At 48.5% G+C, this 16,809-nt stretch carries 14 protein-coding genes; 13 read left to right on the plus strand and 1 reads right to left on the minus strand.

The window, feature by feature from the left end; genetic code table 11:
• Positions 1-27 precede the first annotated feature (27 nt).
• Positions 28-375 carry a DUF1648 domain-containing protein gene (locus tag ACWGXJ_RS03950; protein WP_452566240.1) on the plus strand — a complete coding sequence of 116 codons (348 nt, stop codon included), beginning with the start codon at positions 28-30 and terminating at the stop codon, positions 373-375.
• 73 nt (positions 376-448) lie between these two features.
• On the opposite strand, the gene acnA is transcribed toward ACWGXJ_RS03950, so the two are convergent.
• On the minus strand, positions 449-3,160 hold the full coding sequence (gene acnA, locus ACWGXJ_RS03955) for an aconitate hydratase AcnA (protein WP_452566241.1): 2,712 nt from the start codon (positions 3,158-3,160) through the stop codon (positions 449-451).
• A 420-nt stretch (positions 3,161-3,580) separates the two neighbouring features.
• On the opposite strand from acnA, the gene ACWGXJ_RS03960 reads away from it, so the two are divergent.
• The 12 genes from ACWGXJ_RS03960 (at position 3,581) to ACWGXJ_RS04015 (ending at position 16,742) form a co-directional block, all read left to right on the plus strand.
• Positions 3,581-4,576 carry an amidase domain-containing protein gene (locus tag ACWGXJ_RS03960; RefSeq protein WP_452566242.1) on the plus strand — a complete coding sequence of 332 codons (996 nt, stop codon included), beginning with the start codon at positions 3,581-3,583 and terminating at the stop codon, positions 4,574-4,576.
• 73 nt (positions 4,577-4,649) lie between these two features.
• On the plus strand, positions 4,650-5,738 hold the full coding sequence (locus ACWGXJ_RS03965; RefSeq protein WP_039270664.1) for a D-alanine--D-alanine ligase: 1,089 nt from the start codon (positions 4,650-4,652) through the stop codon (positions 5,736-5,738).
• A gap of 101 nt (positions 5,739-5,839) precedes the next feature.
• Positions 5,840-6,163 carry a hypothetical protein gene (locus tag ACWGXJ_RS03970; RefSeq protein WP_007428793.1) on the plus strand — a complete coding sequence of 108 codons (324 nt, stop codon included), beginning with the start codon at positions 5,840-5,842 and terminating at the stop codon, positions 6,161-6,163.
• Between the two features lie 138 nt (positions 6,164-6,301).
• Positions 6,302-7,303 carry a UV DNA damage repair endonuclease UvsE gene (gene uvsE / locus ACWGXJ_RS03975; RefSeq protein ID WP_452566243.1) on the plus strand — a complete coding sequence of 334 codons (1,002 nt, stop codon included), beginning with the start codon at positions 6,302-6,304 and terminating at the stop codon, positions 7,301-7,303.
• Between the two features lie 174 nt (positions 7,304-7,477).
• The gene (locus tag ACWGXJ_RS03980) at positions 7,478-8,344 is read left to right on the plus strand and encodes an inositol monophosphatase family protein (RefSeq protein WP_452566244.1); all 867 of its coding nucleotides are present in this window, start codon (positions 7,478-7,480) and stop codon (positions 8,342-8,344) included.
• Between the two features lie 37 nt (positions 8,345-8,381).
• Positions 8,382-8,624 (plus strand): hypothetical protein, encoded by a 243-nt coding sequence (locus ACWGXJ_RS03985; RefSeq protein WP_029515768.1) that lies wholly within the window; start codon positions 8,382-8,384, stop codon positions 8,622-8,624.
• 166 nt (positions 8,625-8,790) lie between these two features.
• On the plus strand, positions 8,791-10,521 hold the full coding sequence (locus tag ACWGXJ_RS03990) for a sensor histidine kinase (RefSeq protein WP_250262124.1): 1,731 nt from the start codon (positions 8,791-8,793) through the stop codon (positions 10,519-10,521).
• Positions 10,499-12,058 (plus strand): response regulator transcription factor, encoded by a 1,560-nt coding sequence (locus ACWGXJ_RS03995; RefSeq protein ID WP_250259424.1) that lies wholly within the window; start codon positions 10,499-10,501, stop codon positions 12,056-12,058. The genes ACWGXJ_RS03990 and ACWGXJ_RS03995 overlap by 23 nt, the downstream gene beginning before the upstream one ends.
• A gap of 174 nt (positions 12,059-12,232) precedes the next feature.
• Positions 12,233-13,525, plus strand: coding sequence for an ABC transporter substrate-binding protein (locus tag ACWGXJ_RS04000; protein ID WP_069291103.1), 1,293 nt, complete (start codon positions 12,233-12,235; stop codon positions 13,523-13,525).
• Positions 13,526-13,762: 237 nt separating this feature from the next.
• Positions 13,763-14,671: a carbohydrate ABC transporter permease gene (locus ACWGXJ_RS04005; protein ID WP_023987015.1), complete on the plus strand. Its 909-nt coding sequence runs from the start codon at positions 13,763-13,765 to the stop codon at positions 14,669-14,671.
• Between the two features lie 5 nt (positions 14,672-14,676).
• On the plus strand, positions 14,677-15,516 hold the full coding sequence (locus ACWGXJ_RS04010) for a carbohydrate ABC transporter permease (protein WP_023987016.1): 840 nt from the start codon (positions 14,677-14,679) through the stop codon (positions 15,514-15,516).
• A 113-nt stretch (positions 15,517-15,629) separates the two neighbouring features.
• Positions 15,630-16,742, plus strand: a complete 1,113-nt coding sequence (locus tag ACWGXJ_RS04015; RefSeq protein WP_452567862.1) for a rhamnogalacturonan acetylesterase — start codon at positions 15,630-15,632, stop codon at positions 16,740-16,742.
• Positions 16,743-16,809 lie beyond the last annotated feature (67 nt).

The following is a 16,809-nucleotide window of genomic DNA, read 5'->3' on the forward strand; positions in this document are numbered from 1 at the left end:
TCGATTTAGCATATTAGGGGGATTTCCATGAGAAGTAAATTAAATTTTTCTAATGTATTGTCTTTTCTTATTTCTGTTTTGCCTTTCGTCATCTACTTTTTCATGTATCCGAGAATGCCTAGGAATGTAGCAATCCACTACAATTTCAATGATGTGGCTGACCGTTTTGTTGACAAATCCTCCCCTGAGGTATGGTTGTTGTGTGGAATTAGTCTCATATCTTTTATAATTATGCTAATGCTTCAACCCTATCTCAGTCGTCAGTTCAAGAGCGAAGAAGGCTCTGTAATCATGGAAAGCCTGCCTGGTCTCTTCACACTCCTTATAACCCTAGTGTTCTCAGTTCTCGGCATATGTTTCCTTTTAAAAGCTTAAAGCATATAAAAAATCCCCTCTCAATTCGCAGTTTCCACTGCATTTGGAGGGGATTTCGTTATTTATACGCTCTCTACTCTTGAATCATCTGACGCAATACGGTTTGCAGAATACCACCGTTGTGGTAGTAGTCGATATCGACGGTGCTGTCTAGACGGGCAATTACCGGGAATTCGAACTTTGTGCCATCCTCGCGTTTAGCCACCACTGTAAGCTCTTGACCAGGCTTCACGTCATTGTCGATGCCAAGAATGTCAAACGTTTCACGACCGTTCAGACCCAGGCTAGACCAGCCATAGCCCTCCTGGAATTGCAGAGGCAGTACACCCATGCCGACTAGGTTACTGCGGTGAATCCGCTCGAAGCTTTCGGCAATGACAGCCTTAACGCCCAGCAGTAGCGTACCTTTGGCCGCCCAGTCACGAGAGCTGCCTGTGCCGTATTCCTTACCAGCAATGACGATCAGGTTCTGATCGGCTGCCTGATATTTCATGGATGCATCATAGATGGACATTTCCTCATCCGTTGGCAAGTATTTGGTCACGCCGCCCTCGGTGCCTGGAGCCACATTGTTGCGGATACGGATGTTGGCGAATGTACCGCGCATCATGACCTCGTGGTTACCGCGACGTGAGCCGTAGGAGTTGAAGTCCTTGCGTTCCACGCCATGCTCCTTCAAATACAGTCCTGCCGGGCTGGCAGGGGCAATGTTGCCTGCTGGTGAGATATGGTCCGTCGTGACCGAATCATTCAACAGGGCAAGCACACGGGCATTACGGATTTCCTTGATATCTTGTACGCCATCCTGAAGTCCTTCAAAGAACGGCGGATTTTGAATATAAGTTGAGTTTTCATCCCATTCATACAGTTCGCCTTCAGGAACCGGAATGGAATTCCATTTTTCGTTGGCAGTAAATACATTTTCGTATTTGCGACGGAACATATCCGGGCTGAGAGACAGGCTGATGGCTTCCTTGATTTCCTCGGAAGTAGGCCAGATGTCTTTCAGGTAGACTGGTTGATTGTCCTGATCGTAACCGAGAGGATCATTCACCAAATCAATGTTCACTGTGCCTGCCAGCGCATAAGCGACAACCAGTGGCGGTGAGCCGAGATAGTTGGCTTTGACCTGCGCGTGCACACGGCCTTCAAAGTTCCGGTTGCCGGAAATAACTGCGCCAACCGTCAAATCATGGTCTGTGATGGCTTGACTCACTTCGTCAGGAAGTGGGCCGGAGTTACCAATACAGGTTGCGCAGCCGTAGCCAGCTACATGGAAACCGAGGGCTTCGAGCGGTCCGATTAATCCGGCTTTTTGCAGGTATTCCGTCACGACGAGGGAGCCTGGTGTCAAGCTTGTTTTAACATAGCCTGGCTTTTTGAGCCCGCGCTGTACTGCTTTTTTGGCCAGCAAGCCTGCACCGAGCATAACGCTTGGATTGGAGGTATTCGTGCAGCTTGTGATCGCCGCAATAACGACTGCTCCTGTACCCAACTCGCTGGTGGAGCCGTCCGGATGGGTCAGCGGAATTTTCTGTGCGATTTTTTCATCGCTCAGTCCATAGCCGCCCTTGTCCACCGGGGTACGGATAATGCCTTCAAACGTTTCCTTCATGCGACTAAGCTCAACACGGTCCTGCGGACGTTTGGGTCCGGCGAGACTCGGTACTACCGATGCCAGATCAAGCTCAATCGTATCGCTGAACACAGGGTCCGGTGTATCGGATGTGCGGAACATGCCTTGGGCTTTGTAATATTCCTCTACGAGGCTTACTTGCTCATCGGAACGTCCGGTGCTGCGCAGGTAGGCTAGCGTTTCCGCATCGACCGGGAAGAAGCCAATCGTTGCGCCGTATTCCGGTGCCATGTTGGCAACCGTCGCACGGTCAGCCAAGCTGATGTTTGCCAGACCAGGCCCGTAAAATTCCACGAATTTGCCGACTACGCCTTTTTTACGCAGCATTTGCGTAACAGTGAGCGCCAGATCGGTGGCAGTAGAGCCTTCCGACAGGCTGCCTGTCAGTTTGAAGCCGATCACATCGGGAGTGACAAAATACAGCGGCTGCCCCAGCATACCCGCCTCTGCTTCAATCCCGCCGACACCCCAGCCTACAACACCCAGCCCGTTAATCATCGTGGTATGGGAGTCTGTTCCTACGAGGGAATCTGGAAAGACGACCGTTTCGCCGTCAATGGTTTTGGTGGCGGCCACGGAGGCGAGATACTCCAGATTGACCTGATGGACGATACCGGTGGATGGCGGAACGGCGCGGAAGTTGTTGAACGCCGTTTGCGCCCAACGCAGAAAACGGTACCGCTCCTCGTTGCGTTCAAACTCTACATTAATATTGTAGTCCAGCGCGTCACTGGTACCAAAAGCATCGACCATGACCGAGTGGTCGATAACGAGATCGACAGGAACGAGTGGATTGATTTGTTTCGGATCACCGCCCGCTTTTTTCACCGTATCACGCATGGCAGCCAAATCGACAACTACCGGGACGCCAGTAAAATCCTGAAGCACGATGCGTGCAGGAATGAATGGAATCTCCTTGTTGGTGTCCCGATCCTCAGCCCAGCCTGTCAGCTGCTGTACATGTTCTTCAGTGATGGCGCGTCCGTCAAATTGGCGAACCGCAGCTTCCAACAACACTTTAATGGAGAAAGGCAGCTTGGCAATACCGCTCTTTCCTTGTTCCTCCAGTGCCTTAAGACTGTAGTAGCGATAAGGCTTACCGTTAACTTCGAGACTACGAGCAATGGAGAATTGATCTTTTCCTGACATAAGTATTACCTCCTTGAAGTGGATGCTTGGGGGAAAATAGGGATGTCGTTTTTTCGACGTCTTGCACAGTTGGTTTAAATTGGTTGCGTTCTCAATTACATCTTCAGTGTTTCATTACGTGTTAGAGGTTGAGATGAATGTAATTTGTTTCATTAGATGAAACATGATTTCAAAATGATTGCTTTTGGATTAAGTATACCGTTTTCAGACGGTTCCGTAAAGTTTTTTTGGCCTAAATGATGCGTTGCAGATTGGAAAATAAAACGTTCCGCTCCCTCGCGTTTCGATGTTCATACCAAGCTTTAGAGATTCATACTTATAGATAGAGAGCATTTCAGACCAGAGAGGCAAGAAAGGAAGTTATACATCATTCCGGTTATCCCCGGAAAAGGATAGCGGGACGAATATGGAGGGATTGGGATGGGGGAGCGGGAATGGAAACAGGCCCTTTTTGCTTACGTGAATCAATACAATCGCAGTGAAGTGAATGGTGTACCGCAGCCGGATGAGTATCTGGAGGTGGGTCAGCGGATGGAACGAGCAGCACGTGCGGCCAGATTGGAGCAGTGGTACAACGAACGGGATGCTGTTCCCCTACGCAGCGAGACACGCGCCAAGCCGCTACGAATGGTGCAGGATACCCCGGATGAGGCAGTGGTAGATGTACAACTGCATGTCCGACTCTTTTATGAGAAGGGTGGGATGACTCACCGGGAGGATCGGATCGAACGGGAGCGTCTGACGTTCACACGCGAGGGTGAAGCCTGGCAGGTAGCGAGAATTGAGCGCGATCCGGCAGAAAGGAAGCCAGCGGGGGGAGAGGTTCCTTTTGAACAGGCTTCGTTTAATCAAGGAGGAAATCTGCCGCTGCTGAATCGCGGTGTGCTGGGCTTCGGCTCATCAGCACGTCCCAGCCGATATCGCCGCGAAGAAGCAGCGGCCTATGCAGATCAGTGGTGGGATAGCTTCAATCCGGAGTTTGAAGGTTTTGATGTGGATTGCACCAATTATATCTCGCAATGCCTCTTTGCAGGGGGAGCACCGATCCACTATACTGGTAAAAGAGAATCGGGCTGGTGGTATAAAGGACGGGTCGCCGGAAATGAGCTGTGGAGCTACAGTTGGGCAGTATCCAACAGTCTGGAGCGGTATTTGGGCTCCAGCTCATGGGGGTTGACTGCTGAGCAGGTGAGTCGTCCAGAGGAGCTCATGTTGGGGGACGTCATTTTTTACGATTGGGATGGTGACGGAACCTTCCAGCACAGCACGGTGGTCACGGCCTTTGATGCGGGCGGCATGCCGCTAGTCAATGCACATACGGTAAGCTCCAGACATCGTTATTGGGACTATAAAAATTCGTATGCGTGGACGGACAACACGGTATATCGCTTTTATCACATCGCCGACTATTTTTAAATGAGATGGTGGATAACAGGTACAGTGATGCAAATCAGTCACAATGACGAAAGCAGGAAAGCGGAGGATAGGCATGGCAAATCAAAAATTGACCGTAGGGCTAGTGTACGGTGGCAAATCGGGCGAACATGAGGTTTCGCTGCAAACGGCGTATGCGGTAATGAACGCTTTTAACTATGAGAAATACGAGATTATTCCTTTTTATATTACGAAGGCTGGCGATTGGCGTAGAGGGGCGCTATTAAGCGCTCCTCTGGCTTCTGTAGAGCAATTGAAGCTGGAACGCGCAGAGGGCGGCACCAAGGCGGCATTAGATACATTGTTCGGCAAGCTGTACGGAGAGCAGACGCTGGATGTACTGTTTCCGTTGCTGCACGGTACCTTTGGCGAGGACGGAACGATTCAGGGTCTGTTCGAAATGGCGGATATGCCTTATGTCGGTGCAGGAGTGCTGGCTTCGGCAGCAGGTATGGATAAAGGCGTCATGAAGAAGCTGTTTGAGCATGCAGGATTGCCGCAAGTGAAATACTGTTATTTTAATAGTACACAGTGGGCCCAAACCAGTCATGATCTGGTACGTAACATGGAAACCGAGCTAGGTTATCCTTGCTTTGTCAAACCGGCCAATCTGGGATCAAGTGTCGGTATTTCCAAAGCCAGTAACCGAGAAGAGCTGGAAAAGGCTGTAGATCTGGCTTTGCAATTTGACCTAAAGGTGATTGTCGAGGAGTACGTCGATGCCCGTGAGATTGAGGTCAGCGTACTTGGCAATGATGAGCCGATTGCCTCGGTACCGGGTGAAATTGTATCGTCGAGTGATTATTACGATTACGCTGCCAAATATACGGATGGCCAATCGGAAATGCTCATTCCGGCACCGTTGGATGAGGAAGTGGCAGATCGTATTCGTGAAGCCGCATTGCAAGCATTCCGTGCTCTGGAAGGCTGCGGGATTTCCCGTGCCGATTTCTTCGTCAGACGCTCGGACGGACATATCCTTATTAATGAAGTGAATACGATGCCTGGCTTTACACCGTTCAGTATGTATCCATTGCTGTGGAGAGAAACTGGCGTATCCTATGCAAGTCTGCTGGATCGCATGATTGCTCTTGCATTGGAGCGTTATGAGCGCAGGTCGGCACTGCACTACGAGAACTCATAAACGAAACAAAGGGGAGCTGATCACTCTCCTTTTTGTTCATATATATGGCATATCTTTGAGCACTGCACTAAACCCTTAATGATGAAAGGTGGCGGCTACACATGGGCTTTCAAACTGAATTTAACTCAGTGTGCAAATTCAAGAGCGAGCAAGAACTTTACGAACTGCTGGAATACGGACGTGGCAAAATGGTTAAATCCGGGCTGCGCGTGTTTCCGACAGGCCAGAAGGTCATCGCTTACAGCGTGGACAACGTGGCAGTAGCCATCGTGCAGATTGTGGGTTGTATCGCCGAAATTAATTTCCAGGGCGATGAAGTGACCGAAGTTGAAATGATCCTCATTCGTAAGCTGAATGAAGAGGAATCAAGAATTCAGACCGCATTGGCGGATGAAATGTTTTTTGGAGCACAGCAGCAATCCTAGCTGTTTTCTTCTTGCAATTTGTGCGATAACACCGAATCAGCAGGTGCATTTCCGGGTATGATCAGTAGAAAAGGGGTTTAGGTCACAGAACGAAAGCGGCCTTACCATCTACTGCGACTGCTGAAAGGAAGACACTCTATGATCGTAAGGTTCGGTTATGTAGCCATGTCGGTTACCGTTCAAAATGCATCCCCCTCTAAAACCATGACATTGAGCAGCTTTAACAAGATTGGAGACCGAGAAGCTGCAATCCGCAAGCTAGAACGGATAGCAGCCGAAAATCTCCATAATACTTTGAGGCTGCTGCGCCATAATCGCGCGAGTGATATCCAGGTCTATCGTTTCTCATCCAAGCTGATTCCGCTCGCGACCCATCAGGATCTGCGGGATTGGGATCCTTTTCAGGCGCTTGCTGCTGACTTTGCAGAGGTTGGGAACTATGTCAGGGCGAATAGGATGAGGGTATCGTTTCACCCCGATCATTTTACAGTGTTAAGCACTCCCCGTCCTGAGGTGTTGCAGAGCTCCATTAATGATCTGAAGTACCACAAAGCGATGCTGGAGGCCATGGGACTGGGTGCCGAAGCCAAGAACAACATTCATATTGGTGGTGCATACGGAGATAAGGTGACCTCAGGCCAGCGTTTTGTAGAGCAGGTTAGTGCTCTGGATCTTTCGTTAAGAGAACGGTTAACGCTGGAAAATGATGATAAAACGTTCAATGCGGTGGAAACGCTGGAGGCTTGCAAATTGACGGGGTTGCCGATGGTTCTCGATATTCATCATCAATGGGTGAATAATGAGGGGGAGAAGCCGTGGGAGCTATGGCCGGATATTTTGGATACCTGGAAAGGGGAATTGGCCCAAGCCGGATCTTCTGTGGATCATCCATTGCCGCCCAAAATCCATGCGTCCAGCCCCAAAAGTGAAAAAGATCCTCGGGGCCATGCGGACGGTGTTCTAGTGGAGCCGTTGCTTACCTTTTTGCGCAATATTGCCGGATATACGGATCGGATTGATGTCATGCTTGAAGCCAAACTTAAGGATGAAGCGTTATTCGGGTTGATGAATGAACTGCGCCTTCAGGAAGCTAATGGGGTTAAAGTGCTGGATGGAGCTTCCGTAGAAATTATGCCTTAGAAAGTAGCATTTTGCGGATAAAGCTCCCATTTAGAGAAACTTTATGCAGCTTATTGTGTATACTAGAATGTGTAAACTAGCAAACTTGTACTGAAACAGAGATGGTTAAGAGACTGTGTTGTAGAGCAGCTTCGTAAACCACGTAACAATGATATAGAAAGTAGAGTGAACACGTTGAACGAAAATGAAAACGAAAAGGTTCCCTATATCGTATCAGGAAAAAGCTATACTGCCGTGGCTATTAACGCGGCATCCAAAGCCGGGGAATGGATTAAAAGCAGGCTGGGAACTGTTGAACATTTGAATACCAAACAGTCTCCTACGGATCTAGTGACCGAGGTAGATAAAGGTGCAGAGCAAATGATTCGCAGACTGATTCTGACCCATTTTCCCGATCATGCTATTTTGGGTGAAGAGAGTGTAGAGCCGGGAGCCGAAGCTTCGGCCCGCGCATTAGAGGCTGCCCGTGAAGAGGAATATCTATGGATTATTGATCCGGTAGATGGGACTACCAATTTTGTACACAGTCTGCCGTATTACAGTGTGTCTATTGCATTGGCCCATCGCGGAGAGGTGATTGTCGGGGTTATTTATGATCCGTCCCGTGATGAAATGTTTGTAGCGGAAAAAGGAAAAGGCGCTTATGTACATGGCAATCGCATGCAAGCATCGAGAGAAGAAACACTGGGAGATAGTCTGGTGTGCGTCGGCTTCCCGCCGGATCGTACCTATGCACAACCGCTAAATATGAAAATTACGCAGGTTCTTACACCTCAGGTACGCGGCATTCGGGCGCTGGGCTCGGCAGCATTGCATCTGGCTTATGTAGCATCAGGACGGCTGTCGGCCTATTGCGAAATTGGTTTGAATGCGTGGGATGTGGCAGCGGGCGCTTTGCTGGTACAGGAATCAGGCGGCACCATTACCGATACATTGGGCAGACCTTATGACCTGAGTGTACGGCATATTGCAGCGACGAATACAGCTATTCATTCTCAACTTATTCAAGTGCTGAAAGAAGCAGACGCAACCGGGTTATAATTCTACGTAGAACATCATCCTGAAGGAGGAAATCGCGATGAGCCAATCCGAAGAATTGGAACGCCAGCTCAGTGAACTGCTGACGGAAGGCGAAATTCGTGAGAATGAGGCCCAGAAGCGGGAAAGACTCAGTCCTAAATATGAGGTGCGGGTTCAGACTCATATCGATCCCATTGTTGAGGAGACGCGTAAATACCGGAGTATGGCACGGGAACTTGATGACCGATACGACGAATATATGAGCAAGGCGGACAAATCGAAACCAACCGATCAACGCTAAGCAAATACAAATACCTCTTGCCGAATGACCAAGGCATGGGGTATTTTGTATGATATATAGAGTTTTCTCCATTTTGGGCTGGACCGGGCAGGATGAGCGAAGGAGGCGACATTCACTGATTACCTACTTTAAAAACGCTTACAAAAATGCTGGAATCCATCATAAAATGGTACTGCTGATTACGGTGCTTATGCTGGTTAATTTTGCAGTTGTTGCAGTCATACTTAAGTACGTATTTCATATTTATGATAATCAAATGTACAAAAAAACATCCGAAGTACTCAATATTTCTTCAATCGGCATAGAAAATGAGCTGAAGGATGTGGAAAAAGTTACTTTCAAGGTAACAACGGACGAGCAGCTTCAACGTTATTTGCTGCAATTGGAAAAGGAAACGTCACCTTATACCAAAATGGTGCTGCGTAAAAAAATAACGAATAGGCTCGTCGCCTTTGCCGGCTCTGAAACCTATGTCTATTCTATGATAGTGATCGATAAAGAGGGACAGGTCATGAGTGCGGGCAACCGCGAAGGTATTCCCCAGGAGCTTCGATCCACCCTGTCGGAGCTGGCAGACGAACATGACGGTTCCAATGCATGGTATGCGGCAGGTCATTCCTCCTTGCTGGCCGCTCGGCAGTTCAAATCCTTTACCGATTCTAATTTTACGCTGAATGGGCTCGGAACGCTTGCGATTCGTGTGCGAATTGACCGGATTGTAGCGGATCGTGTGCAGACCTCCGGCCGTGACGGACAACTAATGATTACAGATGGAAGGCGGATGATTTATCCCGAAACACCACTTTTGAGTGAGAGTGATATCCAGGCGGAGCTTGGTCGAAAGCAGCCTTACGGGATTGCGACCTACTCAGGAGGGACCTTTTTCGCTGCTCAAATCAAATCCTCTTATACGGGGTGGACGTATTTGCATATGACCCCCTTCGATGATATGTTTCGCAGTATTACGATCATTAAAGAAGTTGTAAGCGCTATTTTTGTAATTATGCTTCTTATCGCATTGGCACTGGGGGCTAGGTTGTCAGGGAGCATTACCAAACCGATTGTTCAATTAATTCAGAACATGCGTAAAATAGAAAAAGGCGATCTCGACCGTTTGGAAGAAGAAGCACTTGGCGCGGTCCCCCTTTCCACACAGGATGAGGTAGGCTTGTTACATCGGACATATAAGAAAATGATTCGCCGCATTCGTGAGCTCATTAATGAGAATGTTGCCAAACAGCTATTACTGCGGGAAACAGAGCTAAAGGCACTACAGGCACAGATTAATCCACACTTTTTATACAACACGCTGGAATCCGTGAACTGGCTCGCCAAGGCCAATAAGCAGGATCGGATTTCAGAGATGGTGGAAGCACTTGCTTTTCTATTGCGTAGTGCGGTCAGTTTTGAAGAGCAGCTGATTCCGCTTCGAAAAGAACTGGATATTGTAAGGAGCTACGTAACGATTCAAAAAACACGTTTTGATGAACGTCTCGTCTTCCATCTGGATGTCCCGGAAGAACTGATGGATGCACAAATTCCGAAGCTAACGCTTCAGCCCTTGGTGGAGAATGCCATTCATTATGCGTTGGAGCCGCGAATTGAACCCTGTCGGATTGCTATTATTGCGAGAGAAAGCGAGGGGGCTTTATTTCTGCGAGTTGAAGATGACGGACCCGGAATGACGCCGGATTTCTTGGAAAAGCTGCGGAGCGGGCAGGTCATGACTCGTGGGCAGGGCATTGGACTTACGAATATTCAGGAACGGATTAACCTGACATTTGGTACACCTTGGGGGATAGAGCTGCATAGCGAGTCAGGAACAGGAACGTCGATTCATGTCTGTATTCCATATGTGAAAGGGGATCAGGGTCGTGTACAAGGTGCTACTGGTTGATGATGAGCGTATGATTTTGGAAGGCATATCACAGGTGGTTGATTGGGGGAAAGCGGGAACGAGATTGGTTGGTACGGCACGTAACGGGATTGAGGCTTATGATCAGATTCAGGCCAGCCCGCCTGATTTTGTGATTAGCGACATCTCTATGCCTGGATTGGACGGCATCGGACTGGTTGCCAAAACGACGGAGCATTTTCCAGACGTCCGTTTCATTCTGTTGTCTGGTTACAAAGATTTTGATTATGCCTGTCGGGCCATGCAATACGGGGTGAAGCACTACTTGTTGAAGCCATGCAATGAACGGCAAATTCATGAGGCTCTGACCGAGTTGGGGCAGGAGCGGGAGGAGCAGGAAGAACGCAAGCAGTTTGTAAACCGGATGAAGCTAGATTTTCAGCGTATGCTGCCTCATGTGAAGGAACACTTTTTGAAGGAGTTTATTTCCTATAAAACTTACGGTAGTCGTGATATCGCATTTTATGAGCGGTTATTCGGAATTGAATTGCAAGATAAGCAGGTTCGAATGCTGCTGCTGCGGGTGGAGGAATCCCATGAGCCGGAGCATTTGTTTGCATTGCAAAATATAGCGGCAGATTTAATGGATGATGTCTTGCTCAGTACGACCATGCAGGGGCAATTGCTCATCGTGCTGGAAAGTGAGGATGACACGTCACGGTTTATGAAACAGATTGAAGCGGTACGTGCGACATTTCATCGCTTTTACAAGCTGGAGGTAACAATCGCAGTTAGTGAGTCGGATAGTATGCAGCATTCACGGGGGATGTACCGGGAGACACTGCATTGTATGAATCACCGTTTTTACACCGGGGAGGGCAGTTTGATTACGAAGGAGGATTTAGCGGCTGAGGATACCCGGGAGATGGCAGATTTGGAGCTGGACGAGGAGAAGTTCGGTCTGCTAATCAAGGCTGGAAATACGGTGGAGGTTGCACAGGAAGTGGATCGGTTGTTCGGTATTCTGTCCCGGATGAAGCTGGAAATCTCCGTGACCCGCTCCTATGTGCTTCAGCTCTATGCCGCTATGATCCGTATATGCCCTGAAGAAGAGCGTGCGGCGTTTACGAGCCGAATGGTGGTGCTGGCAGAGCAAAAAACGCTGGCATGTCTCAAATCTTTTGTACAGGAAGCTGCCGAACGAATGACCGCAATCTATTATAAAAGTAATGTGTATCGCCAATCTTCCACCGTTGATAAAATGATCACTATTATTGAGCAAAACTACAGAAAATCCGATCTGTCGCTGAACGGAGTGGCAGGTCAAATGCTGTATATGAACTCCGACTACTTAGGAAAAATTTTCAAAAAAGTGACAGGCGAAAACTTTTCACACTACGTCAATCGTTATCGGATCGAACGTGCGGCTGAGCATATTCGAGAGACCGGAGACGTGAAGGTGTTTGAGCTGGCCGAATGGTTCGGCTTCGGTGGGAACGCGCAATATTTTAGCCAGGTGTTCAAAAAATGGGCAGGTATGACGCCTTCCGAGTATATTAAATCACATGAACGGGGATGAGCTGATGGCCCCCACTGTTTTTTAAACCCAGGAAACCTGATTTGTGTATTCCAATGTTTCTCTGCTTTTGGGAAAATAACAACAGGAGCTAATGTAAACGCTATCAAAATTGCGTAAATGCGTTGTCACTCGTGATTTGGCTCCTTTCTAGAACAGCGAAAAGGGGAGAGATAGGTGGGCAAAAAGGGATGGTTTCTGATCATAGCGATGCTGCTCGTTTTGACGACGGCATGTAGCGGAGCGGACGGCGGCAGCAATTCGGGCACAAGTGCAGACGGGAAAGTAAAATTACGGATCGCTTGGTGGGGATCGGATACGCGTCATGAATACACGCAAAAGGTCGTTGATTTGTATAAGCAGAAAAATCCAAATGTAACGATTGATGTGGAATATGCCTCTTTTGATGACTATTGGAAAAAGCTCGCCCCGCAGGCTGCGGCTAATCAGTTGCCTGATATCGTGCAAATGGACATTTCGTATATTAGCCAATATGCGAAAAATGGTCAACTGGAGGATCTCGCGCCTTACTTGAATCAAAAAATTCAGGTCGCTGATGTGACCGAAAATGTACTCAAAACCGGCGTAATTGCTGGAAAGCAATATGGTATTCCAACCGGTGTCAATGTTCTGGGTTTCCAGTATGACCCGGCGTTGCTCAAAAAAGCGGGTATAGACAAAATCCCTGACAACTGGACATGGGATCAATACAAAGAACTGGCTTTAAAAGCGGGTTCCAACAAAGTATACTTTGACAGCTCGATGGCGGCTGATATTTTCTTCCACTACTATTTGCGTACGCAAGGAAAGACTCTCTACAATGCGGAAGGAACAGGATTGGGGTATGACGATGATAAGCTGTTTGTTGACTTCTTCAGCGGATTGGCTGATCTGATTAAAAAGGGAGCGACCCCGCCTCCTGAAATTATGAACCAGACCAAGGGGATTCTTGAGGAATCCGATATTGTAAAAGGAACAGGCATCGGTATTTGGCAGTGGTCCAATCAGTATGTGGGCTTACAGCAGGTTGTTAACCGCCCAATGGCACTGGCTCCAATGTTTGGGCCGAATATGGAAAAAGGCGTATACATGCAGCCTACGATGTACTGGACGGTTGCTTCCCGTTCACAGGTGAAGGATGAGGCCGCAAAGTTTATTGATTTCTGGATGAATGATGTAGAAGCGAATAAATTGATTAAAGGCGAACGGGGCGTGCCGATTTCCTCCAAAATCAAGGAGGCTGTTGCGCCAGAGTTAAGCGAGCCTACGAAGCAGGTGTTTGAATTTGTAGCTTCCATGGAGCCGAAGGCTTCTCCAATGAGCCCGCCGCCACCAGTCGGATCGCCGGAAGTGATTGCGACTCTGACCGATTATATTGAGCAGGTCAATTTCGGACAGATGACGGCTGAAGACGCAGCGGCCAAGTTCCGGGCTGATGCGAATACTATCCTTGCGAATAACAAGCAATAATGAGCGCAATGAGACCTTTAGGGTATCTGACATCGTTTTAGCATAAGAACGACAAGATCGAAGGAACGTTTCGTTAAGTTAACCGTGCGTAGTCCAAAGCATGATTGCGCACGGTTGATTCGACGAACCAACTGCATAAGCACCCTTTGCAGACATCACAATAATATTCATATAACAACGAATTATTAACAACATAAAGTTTTTCTATTTCTTTAAATGCAACAGAAGGGAGGCTTGATGAGCTTGCGAAATCATCAGAGCTTGAAAGCCAATATGACCGGATATGCGTTTATCAGCCCGTTTATTGTGGGCTTTCTGGCGTTTACGTTAATTCCAATGTTTATTTCGCTGTATCTGTCCTTTACCACCTACAACCTGTTCACCCCGCCCAAATGGATTGGTCTGGGTAACTTCGAAAAAATGTTCACAGGCGACCCGAAATACTGGAATTCGATCAGGGTCACGTTTACGTATGTGCTGGTCGGTGTACCGTTGCGACTGATTTTCGCGTTGTTTGTGGCTATGATTTTGAATACCAAATCGCGCATGGTCGGCACCTATCGGACAATGTACTATCTGCCGTCGATTATCGGAGGTAGCGTTGCGGTATCCATTATGTGGCGGAACATTTTCAGTAATAACGGCATAGTGAACAGCCTGCTTTCGACCTTAGGGGCGACTCCGGTGAAATGGTTTGGTGATCCGGATGCTTCGCTTACAATGCTAATCACCCTGTCCGTATGGCAATTTGGCTCCTCCATGCTGATTTTTCTGGCAGGTTTAAAGAACATTCCTGTTGAATTGTACGAGGCGTCCAGTGTAGATGGCGCTAAGCCAGTACGAAAATTTTTCAGTATTACGCTACCGTTGCTTAGCCCTATTATTCTATTTAATCTGATTATGCAGACGATCAGCGCTTTTATGACCTTCGTCCCGGCTTATGTTATTTCTAAGGGTGAAGGAGGCCCGATGGATGGAACGATGCTGCATTCACTGTATCTGTTCCGGCAGGCGTTTATGTTCAGCAACATGGGATATGCGGCAGCCATGGCTTGGGTCATGCTCATTATGATTGGGATACTGACAGCGATTTTATTTATAACCTCCAGATACTGGGTATTTTATGAAACGGAAAAGGGGCGCTGATACCGATGGCATGGAAAACGGTCAAATGGCCAATTTATCACATACTGGTTGCTGCACTGGCGCTCCTGATGCTGTATCCCGTTTTTTGGATGCTGTTCAGCTCGTTTAAAGAAAGTCGGACGATATTCGTCACGGCATCCTCGCTTTTCCCTACTGAATGGATCTGGCAAAACTATGTAACAGGCTGGAAAGGGACAACTGGCTACAACTTTGGCACGTACATTCTAAACTCGCTCACGATCGTGGTAATTTCAACGATTGGAGCTGTGCTTTCCTCCTCTTTGATCGCATTTGGCTTTGCACGCTTGAAATTCAAAGGGCGTAACTTGTGGTTTGCTTTGATGATGGTGACACTTATGCTACCAGGGGATGTGGTACTGGTACCGCAATATATTATTTTCACCAAGCTCGGTTGGATCAATACGATCTTACCGTTGGTGGTACCCTCCTTTTTCGGGATGCCGTTCTTCATCTTCCTGATGGTGCAGTTTATACGGACGATTCCAGCAGAGTTGGATGAAGCGGCGACGATTGACGGATGCGGCAAGTTCCGGCTGTATTTCAGAATTATTTTACCCTTACTCAAATCGTCGTTGGCTACAGCGGCAATCTTCTCTTTCTACTGGAAGTGGGAGGATTTGCTTGGTCCGGTACTGTATCTGAATTCGCCGGAGAAATATACCGTATCTATTGCACTCAAGATGTTCCTCGACAGCGAGTCGGCTTCCAACTGGGGAGGAATGTTCGCGATGTCTATCCTAAGCCTGCTTCCAGTTATCGCTGTATTCTTCGCATTCCAGAAGCAAATTGTAGAAGGAATGAGTACGAGTGGTTTGAAGGGGTAAGATCCAAAATCCATAACGTGAGGATATGAAGCTTACGAGTGGAAATGGAAGGCATCCGGGTTTGTACGATTGAATGGACGGGATTTGAGGGCGATGGCTGAGAGGTGAGTACATTGTGGAAGTTTGATTTTGGTCCGGGAGAGCCTGCGGATGGCTACAAGGGAGTGTCTCCGGATTGCTTATATACAACTGAACAGGGCTATGGCTTCGAGGCTACGGAGCATGTGTACGGTCGAAAAAGGCAGAGTGCAGCCAAGGATGCACGCACGCGGCTACGAAGCAGCTTTTGTATTCCACTGAACGCTGCATTTGTTGCAGATGTGCCAGACGGGATATATCTCGTCACTATACTGGTCGGCGATTCGCAGGCGGAAACGCTCACGCGATTCAAGGCTGGTGAAGGTAAGCATATGCTGCCTCCAGTACACACGCTGCCGGGCCAGTTCACTGAAGCCCTATTTACGGTGCCTGTCCGGGGTGGCAAACTACGCCTCACCGTATCAGGCACCGCGCCACGGCTCAATGCGCTGGAGATTGCGCCAGCGCCACAGACCCTCCGGCTATTCCTAGCCGGAGATTCCACGGTTACGGATCAGGACGCATCCGGCTATCCGTATACTGGCTGGGGCCAGGCTTTGCCCGCCCTGTTCAAGCATGATGTCTGCGTGGATAATCATGCCGTATCGGGACGAAGCTCCAAAAGCTTCGTGGACGAGGGACGGCTGGACGCTATTTTGGGCGAAATAAAGGCAGGAGACTTCCTGTTCATTCAATTCGGCCATAATGATCAGAAGCCTGATCCAGAGCGGGCTACGGAGCCTTTTACAACCTACAAGGAGAATCTGCGCCTCTACATCGACGGAGCGAAAAGCCATGGGGCCACCCCGGTACTGGTCACGCCCGTACATCGTCGCTATTTTAACGCAGATGGTACGCTATCTGACACACATGGTGACTATGTAATAGCGGTTCGTGAGCTGGCGGAAGAAGCGAATGTACCGCTGATTGATTTGTCTGCTCGCACGCAGGAGTTATATGAGCAGCTGGGTCCCGAAGAGAGTAAAGAGCTTTTTATGTGGCTGCTGCCTGGTGAATACATGAACTTTTCCGGCGGCTTAGAGGATAACACACATTTTCATGAGAATGGCGCGGTTCGTATTGCAGACATGGTGGTGGATGCTGTGAAGGAACTGGATTTGCAACCGCTGCGCATGTATTTACGTTGAAGGACGACCTTTTCATGTACGGGCGTCAAGGAGGTAACTCACGTGAAACTTACCAAAGGGGGAGACG

It is taken from the genome of Paenibacillus sp. S33 (assembly GCF_053615415.1).